Here is a 22,898-nt window from a genome sequence, read left to right as displayed (position 1 = left end):
GGAACTTAAGGTTCCATGTGAACTCCAAGCAGTACTTGCTCAGGAATATAATGATGAAAGCTGGCAGTACGACTTTATGCGCGGAGATAGTTTTGGGGAGATTTTACCTCGGATGAGCGAGCAGTTAGCCGATCAAGTTCTGGTTGAGCGGGTCCAGAAGGGTGATCAAAAATCGTTCAATTTACTGGTTATCCGTTACCAGCATAAGGTAGCGAGCCTGGTATCCCGCTACGTGCCACAGGGCGATGTGCCTGATGTGGTTCAGGAATCTTTCATTAAAGCCTATCGTGCGCTGGAATCTTTCCGTGGCGACAGTGCTTTTTATACCTGGCTGTATCGAATTGCAGTCAATACAGCTAAAAATTATTTAGTCGCTCAGGGACGGCGTCCACCATCGAGTGATGTGGATGCAAACGAAGCCGAAAATTTCGAAAGTGGCGGCGCCCTGAAAGAAATATCGAACCCTGAGAACTTGATGTTGTCAGAAGAGTTACGGCAAATAGTTTTCCGTACTATTGAAGCACTCCCGGAAGATCTTCGCATGGCGATTACTCTGAGGGAGCTGGATGGATTAAGCTACGAAGAGATAGCGACCATCATGGACTGTCCGGTGGGTACGGTAAGATCCCGAATATTCCGTGCCCGGGAAGCAATTGATAACAAAGTTCAACCGCTCATCCAGCGTTAGAGATGACGGACACAGGAAGGGTACTTAGGCATGCAGAAAGAAAAGCTTTCCGCTCTGATGGATGGTGAAGCCATTGATTCCGAACTGTTAAGTTCGTTATCAACAGACCGCGCGCTTCAACAAAACTGGCAGAGTTATCATTTGATACGCGATACCTTGCGTGGTGATATTGGGAATGTGGTGCATCTGGATATCGCAGATCGTGTGGCCGCTGCGCTGGCAAACGAGCCGGTTAAACTGGTGCCTGGCTCTGCAACCGAATCGCAACCTCAACCTCATACCTGGCAAAAAATGCCGTTCTGGCAGAAGGTTCGCCCTTGGGCAAGCCAGCTGACTCAGGTCGGTGTCGCAGCCTGTGTGTCGCTGGCGGTGATTGTCGGTGTCCAGCACTACAATCAGCCTGACGCTACCGGTGCTTCGCCAGAAACCCCGGCGTTCAATACCCTGCCTATGATGGGCAAAGCTTCCCCTGTCAGCTTCGGTGTACCAAGCGAAGGTAACTCGGCCAGCGGGCAACAGAACGTGCAGGAACAACGCAAGCGTATCAACGCTATGTTGCAGGACTATGAATTGCAGCGCCGCTTGCACTCTGAGCAGCTACAACTTGAGCCTGTTACTCCACAGCAAGCCGCTGTTCAGGTCCCTGGTAATCAGTCTTTAGGAACGCAAACGCAGTAATGAAGCAAATTTGGTTTGCCGTTTGTTTAGTGACAGGCGGCCTGCTTTCTTCTGGTATCGCCTCGGCTGAATCACCTACCGAGGCTTTATTACAAGAGATGGGCAAGGCCAGCCAGTCGCTGAATTATGAAATGGGTTTCATCAACATCACGAAGCAAGGAATTGATTCCTATCGCTATCGTCATGCTATATCTAACCGAAGCTCTCTGGCTCAGTTAGTGTTGATGGATGGTCCGCGCCGTGAAATTGTCCAGCGTGGAAAAGACATCAGTTACTTTGAAACCGGGTTACAACCCTTCACCCTGGATGGCGATCATATCGTTGATTCGCTGCCTTCAATTGTTTTCAGTGATTTCTCTCTGCTCTCAAAATATTACGATTTTATCGCAGTAGGACGTGCGCGTGCCGCTGACCGTTTGAGTCAGGTCATCCGCGTCGTTTCTCGCGATGGAACTCGTTTTAGCTATGTGATTTGGGTGGATGAAGAAACGAAATTGCCGATGCGCGTTGATCTGTTGGATCGCGATGGCGAAACGCTCGAACAGTTCCGGGTCATCAGTTTCAGCGACGCTGATAAACAAGTCATCAGTTCCTTAGGCGATCTCGAGAAAGCAAATCTGCCTCCTGTGCTTTCATTACCTGCTTCCGAGCAGGTGAAATTTGCATGGCAGGTTAAATGGCTTCCGGCGGGTGTCACCGAAGTGGCCAGCAGTCGAAGAACCTTGCCAAATATGCCGGTGACGATAGAGTCTCGTTTGTATACTGATGGGCTTTTCAGCTTTTCTGTTAACGTCAGTGCAACCACCAATGGCCCTTCTGAGCAGTTGATCAGGCAGGGGCGAAGAACAGTGCAAACAGAAATACGTAACGGAAATGAAATCACGGTTGTGGGTGAATTACCGCCTTCAACGGCCAAACGTGTTGCTGACAGCATAGTCTTCGCGGCAAAATAACGCTTTCTACTAAAGAATTTTCGGGTGATCACATGATGAAAGAATGGGCCACGGTGGTTTCGTGGCAAGACGGCATTGCTACACTGCGTTGCGAAACGCAGGCGGGGTGCAGTAGTTGCCATTCACGGTCAGGCTGTGGTGCCCGTGTGCTCAACGAATTAGGGCCGCAAACCGAACATAATTTGCAGGTCAACATCTCCGAACGCCTTGAGCCAGGGCAAAAAGTCGAACTGGGTATTCCTGAAGGAAGCCTGCTGCGTTCTGCTTTTCTGGTGTATATGACGCCGTTGTTTGGTGTGATACTGGGTGGCGGTGTGCTGCAGTCACTGATGAAAGCGGATGTTTACGCAGTGGTTGGGGCGGTACTTGGCGGCGGGCTTGGTTTTTTGATTGCTAAAACCCTGGCAGCTAAAGTCGATGGCAAGTCAGGTTATCAGCCCGTTATTTTGCAGGTGGGTCTTCCCCCCAATGCATTCCGTTATGCCACAGATCACGATCAGCAACTTCCTTCCTGATTTGAGGCCGTTATATCGGGTGATATAACGGCCTTAATATTCTCACTCTAATGCCTGACCGGGATCCGGTTCTGAATCATATGTTCGATCAGTGCGATAAAAAGATCGGCGCTGGACAATGATGTGTAGGGCACGGAGAACAAAATTCTGCCATGTTTATCGAGCAGTCTGACCAGCGGACTGTTGCTGCCACCACTGATAAACTGAATATCCTCTATCGGTACTGTTTTACCGCCATCTGCATTGAGTGCCAGCGCGCTAAGTCTGATTTTTTTCTCATTCATCATCATAAGCTTATTACTGAAAAACCGTTTTAAGCCGCAGTGTGAATGGGTCATGCTGGTGAAATGGATATCCCCGCCCTGAGCCAGAGTATTTAATGCCCACGGGCCCCGAAAAATCAGTTGTTCGGTTTTAATGATCTCGATTAACCGTTCTGAGTTCGCAATATTTGGGGTGATACGGTGCCAGATTCTGCTATTTTCTTCGCGAAACAGCATGGTATTTAAAATCCGTCGCGTATATTTTCCCGTCCTGAAACGATATATATCCATAATCCTTTCAAAAGGGATGAACCTGTTTTTCTTATCTTCCTGACTTATAACCAAAATGCCATTTTCATGTAACTGATATATTTGCTGAGGCCTGATCAGGCGTCGTAAAAAGATCAGCACAACGCCCAGCGCAATACTCAGCAGTGCAGTAAAGAAAACGCTGTAGAGACTGTTAGTTGAGTGATCAACGGTCAGCAGTAAAGCCAGTTGCACTGCTCCGGCGACCAGTAAGAGAATTGACAGGACCAGAGTGATCCACGAGTTGGCTTTGGCAAAGCCATGCTGACTGAGCAGCCGCCCTTCATTGATCATGATGATAACCTTGTGACCGGATTGAGTTAAAAAATAAAAGATGCTTAAGGAAGAATGGGGCAGTTGAATGATATTTTTGAAATCATATTTTCTTTTTATAACAATATATTAGGTTTTAATAATGCATTTTGTATATGGGCATTTTCCTAAAGCGTATGTTGTCTTAGCGTGATGCGCAGAGGTTCGCAGTAAAATCGTGAGGTCCCTTTCGGGGAAGCTGGCAGGAGGGATCCGCTGTCAATGTGAGTTGAGCCCGTTGGCAAAGCTTGCATAATCTGGACTTAGGGGATGTCGAGACTAGGTTTTCACAGTGCTGGCATGTAGAATGCTGCGACTCAGGCGAAAGACAGCCAACCTACAAACCGTCGCTGTATGTTCATGGCGAATGATCCAGAAATACCAAGGCAGAAAAACTTTTATAATGAAGCATATACGAAATTTCTCCATTATTGCCCACATTGACCACGGTAAGTCGACGCTGTCCGACCGTATTATTCAAATTTGCGGTGGGTTGTCCGACCGTGAAATGGAATCGCAGGTCCTCGACTCGATGGATCTGGAGCGCGAGCGTGGCATCACCATCAAAGCCCAAAGCGTGACCCTCGATTACAAAGCGAAAGATGGTCAGGTCTATCACCTGAACTTTATCGACACGCCGGGCCACGTTGACTTCTCTTATGAAGTTTCCCGTTCACTGGCGGCGTGTGAAGGCGCGTTGCTGGTCGTGGATGCAGGGCAGGGCGTAGAGGCTCAGACCCTGGCTAACTGCTACACCGCGATGGAAATGGATCTGGAAGTCGTTCCTGTTCTGAACAAAATCGACCTGCCAGCCGCCGATCCCGATCGCGCTGCTCAGGAAATCGAAGATATCGTGGGTATCGATGCGACGGATGCGGTGCGTTGTTCCGCAAAAACCGGTGTCGGTGTCCCTGAAGTGCTTGAACGTCTGGTGCGTGATGTTCCCCCGCCAGAGGGCGACCCTGACGCGCCTTTACAGGCTCTGATCATCGACTCCTGGTTCGATAACTATCTTGGTGTCGTCTCTCTGGTGCGTATCAAAAACGGCACCATGAAAAAAGGAGACAAGATTAAAGTGATGAGTACCGGACAGGTTTATAACGCCGACCGTCTGGGTATTTTCACGCCAAAACGTGTCGATAAAGATATTCTTAATTGTGGTGAAGTGGGCTGGCTGGTGTGTGCGATTAAAGACATCCTCGGCGCACCGGTGGGCGATACTCTGACACTGCAACGTAATCCTGCGGATAAAGTCCTGCCTGGTTTTAAGAAAGTGAAGCCACAGGTTTATGCCGGTCTGTTCCCGGTCAGCTCCGACGATTATGAAAACTTCCGTGACGCGTTGGGCAAACTCAGCCTGAACGATGCTTCTCTGTTCTATGAACCAGAAAGTTCTACAGCGTTAGGCTTCGGCTTCCGTATTGGTTTCCTGGGTCTTCTGCACATGGAAATCATTCAGGAACGTCTCGAACGTGAATACGATTTAGACCTGATCACCACGGCTCCGACGGTAGTTTACGAAGTGGTGACCACAAGTAACGAAACCATTTACGTGGACAGCCCGTCTAAACTTCCTGCGCTGAATAATATTCTGGAACTGCGTGAACCTATTGCTGAATGCCACATGCTGATGCCTCAGGAATATCTGGGTAGCGTCATTACGCTGTGCATTGAGAAACGTGGTGTTCAGACCAACATGGTTTACCACGGCAACCAGGTTGCGCTGACCTACGAGATCCCTATGGCGGAAGTGGTTCTTGATTTCTTTGACCGTCTGAAATCAACCTCCCGCGGTTATGCTTCACTTGATTACAATTTCAAACGTTTTCAGGCTTCTGACATGGTACGTGTTGATGTTCTAATCAACGGCGAACGTGTGGATGCCCTGGCGCTGATTACTCACCGTGGTAACTCACAAGGTCGCGGTCGCCAGTTGGTTGAGAAAATGCAGGAACTCATCCCGCGTCAGCAGTTTGATATTGCTATCCAGGCGGCGATTGGTGCACATATCATCGCCCGCTCAACGGTTAAACAGTTACGTAAAAACGTTTTGGCTAAGTGCTACGGCGGTGACGTAAGTCGTAAGAAAAAACTGTTGCAGAAACAGAAAGATGGTAAGAAACGTATGAAGCAAGTGGGTAACGTCGAGTTGCCTCAGGAAGCGTTCCTGGCCATTCTCCATGTGGGCAAAGACGGCAATAAATAAATCCTTAATTGAGTTGTAGGGAGTATGCATGGCTAACATGTTTGCCCTGATTCTGGCGATTGCAACGCTGGTGTCAGGGATTATTTGGTGCCTTGATCGTTTTAAACTGGCACCCGCTCGTCGGGCTAAAATTGCGAAAATTAAGGCCGAAACCGGCGGTGCCGTTGACGATACAACGCTGAACAAGGTGGCGAAGCAGCCAGGTTGGGTAGAAACCTGTGCTTCAGTATTCCCGGTTTTGCTCGTCGTGTTTGTGGTGCGTTCATTCATTTATGAACCCTTCCAGATCCCGTCAGGCTCCATGATGCCTACGCTGTTGATCGGCGATTTCATCGTGGTAGAAAAATATGCCTACGGTCTGAAAGATCCTATTACTCAGACTAAACTTATCGAAACGGGCGAGCCGAAACGCGGCGACGTGGTGGTGTTCAAATATCCGCTGAATACCAAGGTGGACTATATTAAACGTCTGGTGGGCTTGCCGGGTGATCGTGTGACTTACGATCCTTTCAGTAAGCAAGTGACTATTCAGCCAGCCTGTCAGAGCGGCAGTAATTGTAATACCGCGCTGGCCGTGACTTACGACACCGGCGTTGCCAGTGATTTCGTTCAGACATTTGGTCAGTCTTCTGGTGGCGAAGCGAGCAGTGGCTTCTTTGAAACACCGCCAACGGCGAATGTTCCTCAGGACGGCGTCCGCTTGGTGCAGTTCAATGAAACACTGGGAAATGTGACGCACCATATTCTGACTGTGCCTGGCGCACGTGACCAGCTGGGTGCTTATTACCGCCAACCAGGGCAGCCAATGGGCACCTGGGTTGTCCCTGCCGGCCATTATTTCATGATGGGCGATAACCGTGATAACAGCGCAGACAGCCGTTATTGGGGCTTTGTGCCAGAAAAGAATTTAGTGGGTAAAGCGTCTGCTATTTGGATGAGCTTTAAAAAACAGGAAGGTGAATGGCCTACCGGCGTTCGTTTAAGCCGTATCGGTGGAATTCATTAACGCCTGTTGCTGCCCTGAGTTATTCGAGTTGCAGGAGGATAATACCCCTGCAACTTCAGTGATCGCGGGCACATTAGCGCAGCATTAAATGTCCACACGTTGTAGAATAACCCTTCGGGCGATAAAAGTTGGCTCTCCTGATTTTAATTTTTTATTAAAAAGCACTGAGAGCCACTGCAAACGAAACAGCTTTGGATTGGCTTAGGGCGAAGCAGGCCTGTTCCGTATGCTGAAGTTTTTGACGCATTCTTGATCTATTGGTAACTCATGAATCCCATCGTAATAAACAGGCTTCAGCGGAAGCTGGGCTACACTTTTCAACAGCAGGAACTTTTATTGCAGGCACTGACTCACCGCAGCGCAAGCAGTAAACACAATGAGCGTTTAGAGTTCCTGGGTGATTCCATTCTTAGTTATGTGATTGCTAACGCGTTGTACCAACGTTTTCCTCGTGTTGACGAGGGCGATATGAGTCGTATGCGAGCCACACTGGTTCGTGGAAATACGTTAGCTGAAATGGCACGTGAATTCGATCTCGGTGAATGCTTGCGTTTAGGGCCGGGCGAATTAAAAAGTGGTGGTTTCCGCCGTGAGTCAATTCTTGCGGATACGGTGGAGGCACTCATTGGCGGCGTGTTCCTGGACAGTGATATCCAGAACGTCGAAAAGCTGATTCTCGATTGGTACCGTAGTCGTTTAGACGAAATCAGTCCCGGTGATAAGCAGAAAGACCCAAAAACCCGTTTACAGGAGTTTTTGCAAGGTCGTCATCTGCCGTTGCCTTCTTATCTGGTTGTGCAGGTTCGCGGTGAAGCGCACGACCAAGAGTTTACCATCCACTGCCAGGTCAGTGGCTTGAGCCAACCGGTTGTAGGAACCGGCTCAAGTCGCAGAAAAGCCGAGCAGGCGGCAGCGGAACAAGCGCTGATACAGCTGGAGCTTGAATGAGCGAAGAAAAGAATTACTGTGGTTTTATAGCCATTGTTGGCCGACCAAACGTCGGCAAATCAACCTTGCTGAACGAATTACTGGGGCAGAAAATCTCCATTACTTCGCGTAAACCGCAAACCACCCGTCACCGTATCATGGGGATCCATACTGAAGGTCCATATCAGGCCATCTATGTTGATACCCCGGGGCTGCACATGGAAGAAAAGCGGGCGATTAACCGCCTGATGAACCGTGCTGCGAGCAGTTCCATCGGTGATGTTGAGCTGGTTATTTTTGTTGTTGAAGGCACCCATTGGACGCCTGACGACGAAATGGTCGTGAACAAACTGCGCGATATCAAAGCGCCGGTGCTGCTGGCGATCAACAAAATCGATAATGTCACTGACAAATCGAAGCTGTTGCCGCACCTGCAGTTCCTCAGCGAGCAGATGAACTTCATCGATATCGTCCCAATGTCGGCAGAAAAACGTATCAACGTGGATACCATTGCCAGCATTGTTCGTAAGCGTCTGCCGGAAGCGATTCATCACTTCCCTGAAGATTACATTACTGACCGTTCACAGCGCTTTATGGCTTCTGAAATCATCCGTGAAAAACTGATGCGTTTCCTCGGCGAAGAGCTGCCTTACTCAGTGACCGTTGAAATCGAACGTTTCGTGAGTAACGAGCGCGGCGGTTACGATATCAATGGCCTGATTCTGGTAGAACGTGAAGGCCAGAAAAAAATGGTTATTGGTAACAAAGGCTCAAAAATCAAGACGATCGGTATCGAGTCACGCCAGGACATGGAAAACATGTTTGAAGCGAAGGTTCATCTTGAATTGTGGGTTAAGGTCAAATCCGGCTGGGCAGATGATGAACGTGCGCTGCGTAGCCTGGGTTATGTAGACGACTTATAATAAGGTCCGCGCCTATGGAAGGCTGGCAACGCGCATTTGTTTTGCATGGGCGACCTTACAGTGAAACCAGCCTCATGCTGGATTTATTCACTGAGGGACAAGGGCGGGTGCGCATACTGGCTAAAGGTGCGCGTGGCCGCCGGTCCAATCTGAAAGGCTGCCTGCAGCCTTTTACGCCATTACTGGTTCGCTGGAGCGGGCGGGGAGAAGTGAAAACCCTGCGTAACGCCGAGCCGGTGTCTCTGGCACTTCCTCTGTCTGGTTTGATGCTTTACAGCGGCCTCTATGTCAATGAGCTGGTTTCCCGCGTTCTTGAGCAGGAAGCTAACTACTCCTCGTTATTCTTCGATTATCTTAATTGTTTGCAAAATCTTGCGGGTGCCACGGGCTCTCCGGAATATGCCTTGCGGCAGTTTGAACTCGCGCTATTGCACCATCTTGGCTATGGCGTCGATTTCCTGCATTGTGCAGGCAGCGGCGAAGAAGTCACTGACACCATGACCTACCGTTATCGCGAAGAGAAAGGGTTTATCGCCAGTCTGGTTATCGACAATACCAGTTTCACCGGCAAAGACCTGAAGGCGCTTGCCAGCCGTGATTTCCCCGACGTCGCTACCTTGCGTGCCGCCAAACGTTTTACGCGCATCGCATTGAAGCCGTATCTCGGCGGTAAGCCACTGAAAAGCCGTGAGCTGTTTCGCCAGTTTCAGGTTAAAAAACCCGTTGCACCTTCTGACAATTCTGCCAGCTAATTTACCCCCCGTACTACACGCCGTAGCGTTCAAGGGTGTAAACTGCGGGAATGGTTTTTTGATCCACCCGTAAATTAATCCATTCTAAAATCTGGAGTTGTTATGGCCGAGTTGCTGTTGGGCGTTAACATTGATCATGTCGCGACACTGCGTAATGCACGCGGTACGGCTTACCCTGATCCCGTTCAGGCTGCGTTTATTGCAGAACAAGCGGGTGCTGATGGCATCACCGTTCACCTGCGCGAAGACCGCCGCCACATCACCGATCGCGATGTGCGCCTGCTGCGTCAGACTATTCAGACCCGCATGAATCTCGAAATGGCAGTGACGGATGAGATGGTTGGCATTGCCTGTGAAATCCTTCCGCACTTCTGCTGCCTTGTGCCGGAAAAGCGTGAAGAAGTGACCACGGAAGGCGGTCTGGACGTTGCAGGACAGATCGATAAAATGACCGTCGCCGTGTCGCGTCTGAGTGAGGCCGGTATTCTGGTTTCTTTGTTTATTGATGCGGATTTACGTCAGATCGATGCCGCGGTTGCCGTCGGTGCTCCTTATATCGAAATTCATACCGGCGCTTACGCAGAAGCGAAGACGGATCTTGAGCGTGAGGCAGAACTTCATCGCATTAAACAAGGTGCTGCGTACGCCGCAGGTAAAGGGCTGAAAGTGAATGCCGGCCACGGGCTGACATATCACAACGTACAGCCGATCGCCGCGATGCCGGAAATGCACGAACTGAACATTGGTCATGCGATTATTGGTCAGGCCGTGATTGATGGTTTGTCAGGTGCAGTGCGCGAGATGAAAAATCTGATGCGGGAAGCACGTCGTTAATGACTATTTTAGGTTTAGGTACGGATATCGTTGAGATAACCCGTATCGAAGCAGTGATTGAACGCAGTGGCGACCGGCTGGCAAAACGTATTTTATGCGCCAGCGAATGGGCTGTTTATCAGCAGCATCAGCAGCCGGTTCGCTTCCTGGCAAAACGCTTTGCCGTCAAGGAAGCCGCCGCCAAAGCGCTGGGAACGGGGATCCGTAACGGTCTGGCGTTTGAGCAGTTCGAAGTGGTAAACGACGTGCTGGGAAAACCGGGGCTGATTTTTCACGCCCGCGCGGCTGAAATGGCGGCGGAACTCGGGGTAAAAGCCGTGCACGTGACGCTGGCCGATGAACGCCGTTATGCCTGTGCTACGGTGATAATCGAAAACTGATTTACACGGCGTGATGCAGCACCACAAATTTATCCCACAGCTGTTCGTTGGATTCGGTGTGTTGCGGATTGATGATAATCGTATTATCGATCGGGCAGACACTCTGGCAGGTCGGCTTATCGTAATGGCCGACACATTCTGTACAGCGATCGCTGTCAATTTCGTAAATCTCGTTGCCCATCGAGATCGCCTGATTCGGACACTCCGGTTCGCACATGTCGCAATTAATGCATTTGTGTGTGATCAGCAGGGCCATAATGTGTCTCATCTCTCAATAATCAGGGCGCGCAGTATATCAGAATTGCGCTGGCGTAGGTTCCACGCCAGCGCCTATCCTTGTCTGAACTGATCCTGATCAAATCAGCTTCTTCACCAACTCTTCGCTATGGCGGATACGCTCCGGCGCATGCTCGGTATCCTGCTGAACCAGCGCCACAAACAGCAAATCGGTCAGGGAATATTGCGCTGTCGTGGCAGAGAGCGCAGCGCCACGGGTCGCCGGCAATTCGGCAACGGTGTACAGGCAGTGATCGGCCTGTTGTTGCAGCGTATTCGGCGTAAAACCGGTGATCGCCAGCACTTTAGCCCCACTTTCTCTGGCCACCCGCGCCGCCAGATTAATCTCGCTGCGCTCGCCGCTGGAGGAAATCGCCAGCAGTAAATCTTTTTTAGACAGCGCCTGAACCGTCGCGATAAGCACATGGGTGTCTGATTCGGCGATGGCCGTTACGCCAATTTTCAGCAGTTTATAGGCCAGATCTTTCGCCACCAGACCTGATGCGCCGATCCCCGTCAGCACGATTTTTCTGGCCTCGCTCAGCATCGACAATCCGATTTGTAACCGTGGCTCGCCGTTGATATCCAGCGTGGCGCGCAACGCCGCCTGTTTTTCCGCCAGCAGTTTCTCTCCGACCACCTGCAGACTGTCGGTGCTCAGGATCTGATTATGTACCGTGACCGGTGGGCTGTTTTTAGGCGATGCCAGAGATTCGCTCATCGCCAGCTTCAGCGCCGGAAAACCTTTATATCCCAATTTCTGCGCGAATTTCACCACGCCTGACTGGCTGACGCCTGCCATCTCAGCCAGCTTCTGTGAACTCAAATGGCGCGCTTCTTCCGGCTGATCCAGTAAAAAATCAGCCAGCTTGCGATCATTTTGTGCCAGCGATGGGTAAAGCTGGCGGATCCGAATCATACAACTCATGGTGGGTTATCCCCGTGCCTCAAAATACCAACATCACGTTTTACTGATTATGTTATCTAAAGTAGCAAATATTCCTCGCATTGATGAATAAAATATTCAAGTATTGGATGATTATTTTGAATTAAAAATTCAGGAGTGTGCCATGAGCAATGCCATGAACTTAGGTTCCCTTATCTCAGAAAGCCGTAATCCGGAAACAATGAATCTGGATGAGATGTCCACGCTGGAGCTGGTGATCTGCTTTAATCACCAGGATCGCAAAGTGCCCGAGGCGATAAGCCTCGTTCTGCCAGCGATTGCTCAGGCCGTTGACCACGCCGCGGCCTCTTTGACTGCCGGGGGGCGCCTGATTTATCTCGGTGCAGGTACCAGCGGTCGTCTGGGCGTGCTGGATGCGTCAGAGTGTCCGCCGACGTTTGGCGTACCGCATGGCGTGGTTGTCGGGCTGATAGCCGGTGGGCCCGGCGCCATGCTCAAAGCCGTAGAAGGCGCTGAAGACGATGAAAGTCTGGGCATTGAAGATTTAAAAAATCTAAACCTCACGGCGAAAGATACGGTTGTCGGACTGGCGGCCAGCGGACGTACGCCGTATGTGATTGGCGCGCTGCGTTATGCCACGACGCTGGGGTGTGCGACGGTGGCGATTTCCTGTAACCCGGACTCACCGATTGCCCGCGAAGCCAATATCGCCATTTCCCCGGTGGTAGGCCCGGAGGCGCTGACCGGCTCCACCCGTCTGAAATCCGGTACCGCGCAGAAACTGGTACTCAATATGATTTCAACCGGTGCCATGGTGAAAACGGGCAAGGTTTATCAGAACCTGATGGTGGATGTGAAAGCGACCAACGTCAAACTGGTGGATCGTGCCTGCCGGATTGTGGTGGAAGCCACCGGCGCGGAACGGACTGCTGCAGAACAGGCGCTCGCGCAAACTGATTTTGAAGTAAAACCGGCGATTCTGATGCTGCTGGCGGGCATTGATGCGCAACAGGCGCAAGCACGCCTGACCAGACATAACGGATTCCTGCGTCTGGCTCTGGCTGATTAAGCATAAGGGGATAAGTATGGCGACGGAGATGAATAAAACTCACCTGCTGGCTTCCAGAATTTTGCAGGGTGTGGGCGGCGAAGCAAACATCAGTAAGCTGGAAAACTGCATGACGCGCGTGCGTGTGGAAGTGCTGGATGAGCAGCTTTTAGATCTGACCAGCCTGAAAACGCTCGACGGCATTAAGGGCTATCTTAAGCAGGGCGATCAGCACCAGTTTATTGTCGGGCCGGGTGCGGCGGCAAAAGTCGTCGACGCCATGCGCTTACAGCTGACGCCTGCCCGCCAAAACGGCGGTGGTGAAACGGACATTGCCCGTAACAAGGCGAATGCAAAAGCCAAATACTCCGCGCCGATGAGCGGGGCGCTGAGAAAGCTTGCCGACGTCTTTATTCCGCTTATCCCCGCATTCATTGCTTCCGGTCTGATCATGGGCATCATCAACCTGCTCAAGCGCCCCGATATCGCCGGATCGATTGCCACCGATTATCCGAATATTCTTGGATTACTGGCCGTGTTCGGCGGGGCCGTTTTTGCCATCATGAACATTCTGGTCGGTGTCAATGCGGCGCGGGTGTTCGGGGGTTCGCAGGCGATGGGCGGCGTGATGGCCGGTATTCTCTCCAGCCCTGCGCTGGCGCAGATCACCTTATTCGGCGAAACGTTGCAGCCCGGTCGCGGCGGGGTGATTGCCGTACTGCTGGTGGTGGCGCTGATGTGCTGGCTGGAAAAACGTCTGCGTGAGGGGTTACCGGAGTCCGTGGAGCTTATCCTCAACCCGCTTATCACCACGCTTATCACCGCGACACTGGCGATTATTATCCTGCAACCGCTCGGGGGGTACATCTCGGACGGTATTGCGCACGGTGTCAATATTGCTATCGATAAAGGCGGTTTACTGGTCGGCGCCATTCTGGCCGGGGCATTTTTGCCGCTGGTACTGTCAGGTTTGCATCAGGGATTAGTGCCGATCCACGTAGAACTGATTCAGGCTCACGGTTCTAATCCTTTGCTGCCGATTCTGGCAATGGCGGGTGTCGGGCAGGTGGGTGCGGCGATCGCAGTTTATATGAAAACCCGTAATGCCCGTCTGAAAAAAGTGATTAAAGGTGCTTTACCGGTCGGGATCCTGGGGATTGGCGAACCGCTGATTTTCGGTGTCACGCTGCCTCTCGGGCGGCCTTTCATTGGCGCCTGTCTGGGCGGTGCCGTCGGCGGCGCACTCATCTGTTACTGGAAAGTCGCCACGGTGATCACCTTCGGGATTTCAGGATTGCCGCTGGCACTGACGATCGTTTCTGGAAAAGTGATGTTGTATCTGGCAGGTTTAGTCATTACGGTATTAGCTGGTTTTATATTTACCTGGATGATGGGGTTCAACGATCCCGAGGAGTAACGGATTGACTACGAAGCCTGACCAACGGGTAGTTTTTTTTGATCTTGATGGCACATTGCATCAGCAGGATATGTTTGGTTCCTTTCTGCGCTTCCTGCTTTGGCGTATGCCGCAAAATCTGATTCTGGTGGTGCCTTTATTGCCGCTGATTGGGCTGGGGCTATTTTTTCAGGGGCGCGCCGCGCGCTGGCCTATGAGCCTGCTGCTGTGGGCAATCACTTTCGGGCACAGCGAGGCGCGTTTAAAGGCGCTGGAGTTACAGTTTGTTAACGCCTTCCGCCAGAAGGTGGTGGAGTTCCCGGTTGTGCAGCGGCGCCTGCGCGAATATCTCGAGAGTGATGACACTGAGGTCTGGCTTATCACCGGCTCGCCGGAAAATCTGGTGCGGCAGGTTTATGACACGTCGCTGTTTCTGCCGCAGGTAAAACTGGTGGGCAGCCGGATCGCCCGTGCGAAAGGGGGATGGGTGTTGCCGTTACGCTGTCTGGGAGAAGAGAAGGTCGTGCAACTGGAAAGCCGGATCGGTTCGCCGCTGAAACTCTACAGCGGGTACAGCGACAGCAAACAGGACAATCCGTTGCTGTTCTTTTGTGAACACCGCTTTCGTGTCAGCAAGCAGGGGGAATTACAACAGCTGGAATAAAGCGTGACGTTCTGTTTCGCGCAAAAAGAAAAGGCCGGTTATCCGGCCTTTTCTGCACTTTCTTTTCCTCAACGCCCCCGTCAAGTTCGAGAAATTCTTTCAGTGAATCACATTGCCGCTTTAAAAATACCGACAATGTCCTGATGTGTCCCCTGAATCGGGTTAGTCAGTGCACAGGCATCGTTGAGGGCATTGGTCGCCAGCGTAGTAAAATCTTCCTCTTTGACCTTCAAATCGCGCAACCCCGCTGGGATCCCCACGTCGCGTGCCAGCTGGCGGATGGCATCGATACAGGCTTTCGCACCTTGCTCATCACTCATGTCCGCCACATCGATATGCATCGCCGCGGCCACTTCTTTCAGGCGCGGGCTGGCGACGCGGGCATTGTATTCCTGCACGAACGGCAGCAGCACAGCGTTACAAACACCGTGTGGCAGGTTATAGAAACCTCCAAGCTGATGCGCCATGGCATGCACGTAGCCGAGTGACGCATTGTTAAAGGCCATTCCGGCGAGGAACTGCGCGTATGCCATGTTCTCACGGGCCTGCATATTGGCGCCGTCTTCTACGGCGGTACGCAATGACTCTGCAATCATGGTGACGGCTTTCAGGGCGCAGGCATCCGTTATCGGGTTCGCCGCGCTGGAGACGTAAGCTTCAATGGCATGAGTCAGGGCATCCATCCCGGTGGCAGCCGTCAGCCCTTTAGGCATTCCGACCATCAGATGAGGATCGTTGACGGACATCAGCGGTGTGACGTTTTTATCGACGATAGCCATTTTGATGTGGCGCTCTTCATCAGTAATGATGCAAAAACGGGTCATTTCTGACGCAGTACCGGCTGTGGTGTTAATGGCAATCAGCGGCAACTGAGGTTTTGCCGAGCGGTCTACGCCCTCATAATCTTTAATGTCACCGCCATTGGTGGCGAGCAGCGCAATGCCTTTAGCACAGTCATGCGGAGAGCCGCCGCCGAGCGAAATCACGCAGTCACAGCCATCGCGTTGCAGAACGTCCAGGCCTTCGCGCACATTGCGGGTGGTTGGGTTAGGGTGCGTACCGTGGTAGACGCTGCTTTGTACATCGCTTTGCGCCAGTAATTCCTGAACCTGTTTAACGACGCCGATATCGAATAACACTTTATCGGTAACGATCAATGCATGATGAAAACCGTGTTGGGAGATGGCGGCGGCGGCCTCGTTGAGTGCGCCGGAACCGATGACATTGACAGAAGGGATAAAGAAAGTTGCAGTAGCCATAATGTATTTCCTTATTGTTAATTCTTAGTGGGTACAAGGAAATCTTATGATTGTTACCGGTAACACGATTTGATCTGACGCAATATTTCCTGTTTTTATCGCAAAAAGCCAGTGCTAATCCTCATGAATATTAAGGTTATTATCTGTTTCGCTCAGTGTTTTTCATAGGGAGTCTGCGATGCGGCATCAGGTAAACTCCATCAGAGATATTACTCATTCATCAGATCAATTTGTTTGGCTGAATACACCTGGCTGGCGTGGGCGGGGCGGCTGAACAAAGGTATAATGGCCGCAGGAAATATTGACTGAGGTTGAAGTGACAGAGACAGTGATGAACGAGACAAAGGGTGACGAAGAATGGATGCAATATGCCATGACTCTGGCTCTGAAAGCGCAGGATGAAGGCGAAGTGCCGGTGGGCGCTGTATTGGTTTTGGATAACCGGGTCATTGGTGAAGGCTGGAACCGTTCCATCGGGCATCACGATCCGACTGCACATGCCGAAATTATGGCGTTGCGCCAGGGCGGCTGCGCGGTGCAAAACTACCGCCTGATTGATGCCACGCTGTATGTCACTCTGGAGCCTTGCGTGATGTGTGCCGGCGCGATGATTCACAGCCGGATCCGCCGTGTGGTGTATGGCGCGGCAGATGCTAAAACCGGTGCCGCCGGATCACTGCTCGACGTGCTGCGCCATCCGGGCATGAATCATCAGATAGAGATTACCTCCGGCGTTCTGGCGCAGGCCTGTTCGGAACAGCTGAGCGCTTTTTTCCGTTATCGTCGCAGTGAGAAAAAAGCCCTCAGACTGGCGCAACGCGCTGCTGAACAAGGCGCAGAGCCGGAATAACCCCGCCTGCCTTACTCTGCCAGCGCTTCCTTCGCTTCCACCGCCGGATAGCCCTGGCCTAACTGGGCCTGCAATGCCGCCTGCTGCGCCAGCTGTTTCTCTTTTTCCGTCAGATATCCCACCAGACTGAGCTGATAGCGGCGGATATTTTCCACGTAATTATAAGCCTGCGTCCCGCGCGCATACCCGTAGGTGGTGCGTCCCGCGTAGCGTTTCTGATTGAGCATAGGCAGACGCTGCTTCACATCCGCCCAGCTGTCGGGGTTGCCTTTCTGCTGCGCCGTCAGTTTGCGGGCATCCAGCATGTGACCGTAACCCATGTTATAGGCCGCCAGGGCAAACCAGATTTTCTCGTCCTGCGGAATGCTGTCCGGCATTTTCTCCATCAGTCGCGACAGATAGAGCGCGCCGCCACGGATACTTTGCTCGGCATCGGTCCGGTCATCCACGTCCAGCCCCGAGGCGGTGGCACGGGTTAGCATCATCACACCGCGCACGCCGGTGGGTGATTTGGCCTGCGGATCCCAGTGTGATTCCTGATACGCGATGGCGGCGAGTAAGCGCCAGTCGATATCCTGCGCGTATTTTTCGAACAATGGCTGCAAGTCAGGCAGCGTTTTGTCGATGGCGTTCAGGAAAGTGCGCGTATCGACGTAATCGAAATCGCCGACGTGGCCGAGGTATTTCTCCTCAAGCTTTTGCAGAGTGCCGTCGTCGGCAATCTGGCTGAAAAAGTCGAGCATAGCGGCGGACAGGCTGTCGTCGTCGGGCTGCTTGCGGTAATACCAGGTGACGGGTTCATCTTCGGTAACGTCAAACGCGACGGCAAGACGTGGATAGACACGCTGCATCAGCGCGATAGTCACTGAATCGCCCAGCGTGTAATCCAGTTTGCCATTTTCCACCTGCTGCAGAAGGTCGCGTGGCGACATCTTGTCAGTGGTGCTCCACGTCAGGTTGGGGAATTTTTTGCCTGCGGCTTCCAGTGTCGGGATGTGCGCGGTTCCGGCGGAAACCACCAGAGTGCCTTTAATGTCGGCAAAACTTTTTGGCCGCACGGAGCCCTGCCGGTAAACCAGTTGCTGGGAGATGGAATAGTATTCCGGCCCGGCGCGGTAGTTTTTCAGCCGTTCATTGTTGTAGACCAGACCGGACGCCAGCATGTCGGCTTTATCGTGATCGAGTTCGTTGAACATCGCGTCGACGGTGGTGTGCTGAGAGACGACGAGCTTCACCCCCAGATAATCTGCGAAGCGTTTTGCCAGTTCGTAATCGAAGCCGAGATTACCTTCCGGTGAGTCCATAAAAGTCAGTGGAGAATTGAGCGTGCTGACGCGCAATTCTCCACGGGATTTTATTTGATCCAGCTGGTCACCTTCACCCCGATGCCACGGCACGGCAGGCCATAAGGCCAGCGCCAGCAACAGGGCGGCAATTCCCATGAGGAAATAGTTAAATTTTAGTCGCTTCAAATAGTTATCTCGCTGCGGCGCTCTTGTTTTTTTACGATATGCTGTGCAGTTTGTATGGTTATATCCCCAGTGCTGACGCATTTTGCTCAACAAAACGACAGTCTGCAACTTTATTCATAATACCCGCACGAAATGCCTGCCTATAAATGAATATCAATATTCACTGCGCAAACGGTTTCGTCAGGCGAAGGCTTTCTTTATAATAGGCCGCGTTTTCCCCCTGTTGCGCCCAATGAAGCACTGTGGTCAGTGTCTTCGAAGACGAGAGATCTGTGATTATGGAAATACTGCGTGGTTCGCCCGCTTTGTCGGCTTTTCGCATTAACAAATTGTTGTCCCGCTGTCAGGATGCCCGCCTTCCGGTCAGCGATATCTACGCCGAATATGTACACTTTGCCGATGTCAGCGCGCCGCTGAGTTCGGACGAACAAACCAAGTTACAACGCCTCCTGAAATACGGTCCTTCTCTCGCTGAACACGCTCCAACCGGTCGTTTACTGCTGGTCACGCCACGCCCTGGCACCATTTCTCCCTGGTCTTCCAAAGCCACTGACATTGCACACAACTGCGGTTTGTCGCAGGTTCTGCGTCTGGAGCGCGGTCTGGCCTTCTACGTGCAGGCACCGCAGCTGACCGAAGCGCAGTGGGCACAGCTGGGCGCTTTATTGCATGACCGGATGATGGAAACACTCTTCGGCAATCTGGAAGACGCCAGTGCGCTGTTTGCACAGCATCAGCCTGCGCCGGTGCAGCACGTTGATATTCTCGGTGAAGGCCGCAGCGCGCTGGAAACGGCCAACATCAAACTGGGTCTGGCGCTGGCGCAGGACGAAATTGATTACCTGATGGAAGCCTTCACGTCGTTGGGGCGCAACCCGACTGACATCGAGCTGTATATGTTCGCGCAGGCTAACTCCGAACACTGCCGTCATAAAATCTTCAACGCTGACTGGATTATTGACGGCGAAACGCAGCCGAAATCCTTGTTCAAGATGATCAAGAACACCTTCGAACAGACGCCCGATCACGTGCTGTCTGCGTATAAAGACAACGCCGCCGTGATGGAAGGTTCGCAGGTCGGTCGTTTTTACGCCGATGCGAAAGACGGTCTGTACGATTTCCATCAGGAGCAGGCGCACATTCTGATGAAGGTCGAAACGCATAACCACCCGACGGCGATCTCTCCCTGGCCGGGTGCGGCAACCGGCTCCGGCGGTGAAATCCGTGATGAAGGCGCAACCGGTCGCGGTGCAAAACCGAAAGCCGGTCTGGTCGGTTTCTCCGTTTCCAACCTGCGTATTCCGGGCTTTGAACAGCCGTGGGAAGAAGATTTCGGTAAGCCGGATCGTATCGTGACCGCGCTGGATATCATGACCGACGGCCCGCTGGGCGGCGCTGCGTTCAACAACGAATTCGGTCGTCCGGCACTGCTGGGCTACTTCCGTACTTATGAAGAAAACGTCAACAGCCACAACGGCCCTGAACTGCGCGGTTACCACAAGCCGATCATGCTGGCCGGGGGTATCGGCAACATCCGTGCCGATCACGTACAGAAAGGTGAAATCACCGTTGGCGCGAAACTGATTGTGCTCGGCGGCCCGGCGATGAATATCGGTCTGGGCGGCGGTGCGGCTTCTTCGATGGCCTCAGGTCAGTCGGATGCGGATCTGGATTTTGCTTCCGTACAGCGCGATAACCCGGAAATGGAACGTCGTTGCCAGGAAGTGATCGACCGCTGCTGGCAGCTCGGCGAAGACAACCCGATTCTGTTTATCCATGACGTCGGTGCCGGTGGTTTGTCCAACGCCATGCCGGAACTGGTGAGCGATGGTAACCGTGGCGGTCGTTTCCAGCTGCGCGACATCCTCAACGACGAACCGGGCATGAGCCCGCTGGAAGTCTGGTGTAACGAATCTCAGGAACGTTATGTCATGGCCGTCGCACCAGCACAGCTGGCGCAGTTTGATGCCATCTGTAAACGTGAGCGCGCACCTTACGCGGTAATCGGTGAAGCCACTGAAGAAATGCATCTGACTCTGGAAGACAGCCATTTCGACAATCAGCCGATTGATATGCCGCTCGACGTTCTGCTGGGTAAAACGCCAAAAATGACCCGCGACGTCACCACGCTGAAAGCCAACGGCGACGACCTGAATGCGGAAAATATTCAGATTGCTGAAGCGGTAAACCGCGTTCTGCATCTGCCGGCGGTTGCCGAGAAAACCTTCCTGATCACCATCGGCGACCGTACCGTCACCGGTATGGTGGCGCGCGACCAGATGGTAGGGCCGTGGCAAATCCCGGTTGCTGACTGCGCGGTCACTACCGCCAGCCTCGATAGCTACCACGGTGAAGCGATGTCACTGGGCGAACGTGCGCCAATCGCCTTACTGGACTTCGCCGCCTCGGGTCGTATGGCCGTGGGCGAAGCGCTGACCAACATCGCCGCTGTCGAAATCGGCAGCCTGAAACGCGTTAAGCTTTCAGCGAACTGGATGTCTGCCGCCGGTCACCCTGGCGAAGATGCCGGGTTATATGCCGCGGTGAAAGCGGTGGGTGAAGAGCTTTGTCCGGCGCTGGGCATCACCATTCCGGTGGGCAAAGACTCCATGTCGATGAAAACCCGCTGGCAGGAAGGCAACGAACAACGCGAAATGACCTCACCTCTTTCTCTGGTGATTACGGCATTTGCCCGCGTTGAAGACGTGCGCCACACCGTGACGCCGCAACTGCGCACGGATAAAGGTGACACCGCGCTGCTGCTGGTGGATCTGGGTGCCGGCCATAACGCACTGGGTGCGACGGCGCTGGCGCAGGTTTACCGTCAGCTCGGCAACACGCCTGCCGATGTGCGCAGCGCAGAGCAACTGGGTGGCTTCTTCAACGCCATGCAGGCGCTGGTGTCTGAGCAAAAATTACTGGCTTACCATGACCGTTCCGACGGTGGTCTGCTGGTGACGCTGGCTGAAATGGCCTTCGCCGGGCATTGCGGCCTGACTGCCGATATCGCGGCGCTGGGTAACGATTCGCTGGCAGCCTTGTTCAACGAAGAACTGGGCGCGGTGATCCAGGTGCGTGCATCAGACCGTGAAGCGGTTGAGAAAACGCTGGCTGATTTTGGTCTGGCGGATTGCACACATTATCTCGGCACCGCAGAAACCGGCGATCGCTTCATCATTTCTTCCGGCAGCAAGCCGGTGTACAGCGAAAGCCGTACCACGCTGCGTACCTGGTGGGCAGAAACCACCTGGCAGATGCAGCGTCTGCGCGACAACCCGGAATGTGCCGATCAGGAACATCAGGCCAAAACTCAGGATCTCGATCCGGGTCTGAACGTCAAACTGACATTTGCTCCTGACGAAGACGTGGCTGCGCCGTACATCGCGAAGGGCGCGCGTCCGAAAGTGGCGGTACTGCGCGAGCAGGGCGTTAACTCCCACGTTGAAATGGCTGCCGCTTTCCACCGTGCAGGTTTTGATGCGGTAGATGTGCACATGAGTGATTTGCTGGCCGGTCGCCGTGATTTGCAGGACTTCCACACGCTGGTGGCGTGCGGCGGGTTCTCTTACGGTGACGTGCTGGGCGCGGGTGAGGGCTGGGCGAAATCAGTCCTGTTCAACGACCGCGTGCGTGAAGAGTTCGAAGAGTTCTTCCACCGTCCGCAAACGCTGGCGCTGGGCGTATGTAACGGCTGCCAGATGATGTCGAACCTGAAAGAGCTGATCCCGGGGGCTGAACACTGGCCGCGCTTTGTGCGTAACCTGTCTGATCGCTTTGAAGCACGCTTCAGCCTGGTGGAAGTGACCGCCAGTTCGTCGATGTTCATGCAGGGCATGGCCGGTTCACGTATGCCAATCGCCGTTTCCCACGGTGAAGGCCACGTGGAAGTGCGTGATCCGGCGCATCTGGCACAAATCGAGCACAGCAACCTGGTGGCGCTGCGTTTTGTGGATAACAACGGTCAGGCGACGGAAGCCTATCCGGCGAACCCGAACGGCTCTCCGAACGGGATTACGGCAGTGACCAACCTGTCAGGCCGCGTCACCGTTATGATGCCGCACCCTGAGCGCGTATTCCGTACTGTCAGCAACTCCTGGCATCCGGAAGAGTGGGGCGAAGACAGCCCGTGGATGCGCATGTTCCGCAATGCGCGTAAACAGCTCGGTTGATGTTTAACCGGCGTCAGTAATAAAAATCCGCAGTGCGAAAGCCTGCGGATTTTTTTATGTCAGGGCATCTCTGAAAGAAAGCAGTCATCTGTCAGCGCCGCCAGACGGAAC

21 protein-coding genes are annotated in these 22,898 nt (G+C 52.9%); 16 read left to right on the top strand and 5 right to left on the bottom strand.

Annotated elements, in window-relative coordinates:
- Positions 1-112: 112 nt before the first annotated feature.
- From rpoE to rseC, 4 genes are read left to right on the top strand one after another with little or no spacing between them, the layout of a single operon-like run.
- Complete coding sequence (rpoE, locus tag ED901_RS12320; RefSeq protein WP_056771962.1) at positions 113-688, top strand: RNA polymerase sigma factor RpoE; 576 nt, start codon at positions 113-115, stop codon at positions 686-688.
- 30 nt (positions 689-718) lie between these two features.
- The gene (gene rseA / locus ED901_RS12315; protein ID WP_056770831.1) at positions 719-1,366 is read left to right on the top strand and encodes an anti-sigma-E factor RseA; all 648 of its coding nucleotides are present in this window, start codon (positions 719-721) and stop codon (positions 1,364-1,366) included.
- The gene (gene rseB, locus ED901_RS12310; RefSeq protein WP_056770832.1) at positions 1,366-2,319 is read left to right on the top strand and encodes a sigma-E factor regulatory protein RseB; all 954 of its coding nucleotides are present in this window, start codon (positions 1,366-1,368) and stop codon (positions 2,317-2,319) included. The genes rseA and rseB overlap by 1 nt, the downstream gene beginning before the upstream one ends.
- A 32-nt stretch (positions 2,320-2,351) precedes the next feature.
- The gene (rseC, locus tag ED901_RS12305) at positions 2,352-2,834 is read left to right on the top strand and encodes a SoxR-reducing system protein RseC (RefSeq protein ID WP_122096040.1); all 483 of its coding nucleotides are present in this window, start codon (positions 2,352-2,354) and stop codon (positions 2,832-2,834) included.
- Positions 2,835-2,881: 47 nt separating this feature from the next.
- Here the strand turns inward: rseC and ED901_RS12300 are convergent, their stop codons facing one another.
- On the bottom strand, positions 2,882-3,700 hold the full coding sequence (locus tag ED901_RS12300; protein WP_056770839.1) for a hypothetical protein: 819 nt from the start codon (positions 3,698-3,700) through the stop codon (positions 2,882-2,884).
- A gap of 421 nt (positions 3,701-4,121) precedes the next feature.
- Between ED901_RS12300 and lepA the strand changes: the two genes are divergently transcribed.
- The 7 genes from lepA (at position 4,122) to acpS (ending at position 10,746) form a co-directional block, all read left to right on the top strand.
- Positions 4,122-5,924: a translation elongation factor 4 gene (gene lepA / locus ED901_RS12295; RefSeq protein ID WP_122096039.1), complete on the top strand. Its 1,803-nt coding sequence runs from the start codon at positions 4,122-4,124 to the stop codon at positions 5,922-5,924.
- A gap of 28 nt (positions 5,925-5,952) precedes the next feature.
- Entirely contained in the window at positions 5,953-6,930 is a 978-nt protein-coding gene (lepB, locus tag ED901_RS12290) for a signal peptidase I (RefSeq protein ID WP_122096038.1), read from the top strand.
- Positions 6,931-7,197: 267 nt separating this feature from the next.
- Positions 7,198-7,878: a ribonuclease III gene (gene rnc, locus ED901_RS12285; RefSeq protein ID WP_056770851.1), complete on the top strand. Its 681-nt coding sequence runs from the start codon at positions 7,198-7,200 to the stop codon at positions 7,876-7,878.
- Positions 7,875-8,780, top strand: a complete 906-nt coding sequence (gene era, locus ED901_RS12280; RefSeq protein WP_056770854.1) for a GTPase Era — start codon at positions 7,875-7,877, stop codon at positions 8,778-8,780. The genes rnc and era overlap by 4 nt, the downstream gene beginning before the upstream one ends.
- Before the next feature lie 14 nt (positions 8,781-8,794).
- Positions 8,795-9,532 carry a DNA repair protein RecO gene (recO, locus tag ED901_RS12275; RefSeq protein WP_056770858.1) on the top strand — a complete coding sequence of 246 codons (738 nt, stop codon included), beginning with the start codon at positions 8,795-8,797 and terminating at the stop codon, positions 9,530-9,532.
- 102 nt (positions 9,533-9,634) lie between these two features.
- Positions 9,635-10,366, top strand: a complete 732-nt coding sequence (gene pdxJ / locus ED901_RS12270) for a pyridoxine 5'-phosphate synthase (RefSeq protein ID WP_056770860.1) — start codon at positions 9,635-9,637, stop codon at positions 10,364-10,366.
- A complete protein-coding gene (gene acpS / locus ED901_RS12265; RefSeq protein WP_056770863.1) occupies positions 10,366-10,746 on the top strand; it encodes a holo-ACP synthase in 381 nt (126 codons plus the stop codon). Before pdxJ ends, acpS begins: the two co-directional genes overlap by 1 nt.
- Position 10,747: 1 nt before the next feature.
- Here acpS and ED901_RS12260 read toward each other — a convergent pair whose 3' ends face one another.
- Both ED901_RS12260 and ED901_RS12255 read right to left on the bottom strand, forming a co-directional pair.
- A complete protein-coding gene (locus tag ED901_RS12260) occupies positions 10,748-11,002 on the bottom strand; it encodes a YfhL family 4Fe-4S dicluster ferredoxin (protein WP_056770866.1) in 255 nt (84 codons plus the stop codon).
- Between the two features lie 99 nt (positions 11,003-11,101).
- Positions 11,102-11,950, bottom strand: coding sequence for a MurR/RpiR family transcriptional regulator (locus ED901_RS12255; protein ID WP_122096037.1), 849 nt, complete (start codon positions 11,948-11,950; stop codon positions 11,102-11,104).
- Positions 11,951-12,104: 154 nt separating this feature from the next.
- Between ED901_RS12255 and murQ the strand changes: the two genes are divergently transcribed.
- From murQ to yfhb, 3 genes are read left to right on the top strand one after another with little or no spacing between them, the layout of a single operon-like run.
- Positions 12,105-12,998, top strand: a complete 894-nt coding sequence (gene murQ, locus ED901_RS12250; protein WP_122096128.1) for an N-acetylmuramic acid 6-phosphate etherase — start codon at positions 12,105-12,107, stop codon at positions 12,996-12,998.
- A 28-nt stretch (positions 12,999-13,026) separates the two neighbouring features.
- The gene (locus ED901_RS12245) at positions 13,027-14,394 is read left to right on the top strand and encodes a PTS transporter subunit EIIC (RefSeq protein WP_122096127.1); all 1,368 of its coding nucleotides are present in this window, start codon (positions 13,027-13,029) and stop codon (positions 14,392-14,394) included.
- Between the two features lie 4 nt (positions 14,395-14,398).
- Entirely contained in the window at positions 14,399-15,037 is a 639-nt protein-coding gene (gene yfhb, locus ED901_RS12240; protein ID WP_056770871.1) for a phosphatidylglycerophosphatase C, read from the top strand.
- A gap of 107 nt (positions 15,038-15,144) precedes the next feature.
- Here the strand turns inward: yfhb and yiaY are convergent, their stop codons facing one another.
- Complete coding sequence (yiaY, locus tag ED901_RS12235) at positions 15,145-16,296, bottom strand: L-threonine dehydrogenase (protein WP_122096036.1); 1,152 nt, start codon at positions 16,294-16,296, stop codon at positions 15,145-15,147.
- Positions 16,297-16,627: 331 nt separating this feature from the next.
- Here yiaY and tadA point away from each other — a divergent pair, with 331 nt between their 5' ends.
- Entirely contained in the window at positions 16,628-17,146 is a 519-nt protein-coding gene (gene tadA, locus ED901_RS12230; protein ID WP_122096035.1) for a tRNA adenosine(34) deaminase TadA, read from the top strand.
- Positions 17,147-17,157: 11 nt separating this feature from the next.
- Here tadA and mltF read toward each other — a convergent pair whose 3' ends face one another.
- Positions 17,158-18,618, bottom strand: coding sequence for a membrane-bound lytic murein transglycosylase MltF (mltF, locus tag ED901_RS12225; protein ID WP_056770884.1), 1,461 nt, complete (start codon positions 18,616-18,618; stop codon positions 17,158-17,160).
- A 278-nt stretch (positions 18,619-18,896) separates the two neighbouring features.
- Here mltF and purL point away from each other — a divergent pair, with 278 nt between their 5' ends.
- Entirely contained in the window at positions 18,897-22,787 is a 3,891-nt protein-coding gene (purL, locus tag ED901_RS12220) for a phosphoribosylformylglycinamidine synthase (protein ID WP_122096034.1), read from the top strand.
- The last annotated feature ends 111 nt before the right edge of the window (positions 22,788-22,898 follow it).

Origin of the sequence: Rahnella sp. Larv3_ips (genome assembly GCF_003697865.1) — a bacterium.
Classification (GTDB): Bacteria; Pseudomonadota; Gammaproteobacteria; order Enterobacterales; family Enterobacteriaceae; genus Rahnella; species Rahnella rivi.
The sequence above is the reverse complement of the archived record's forward strand: the minus strand, read 5'-3'. Positions and strand labels throughout refer to the sequence as shown.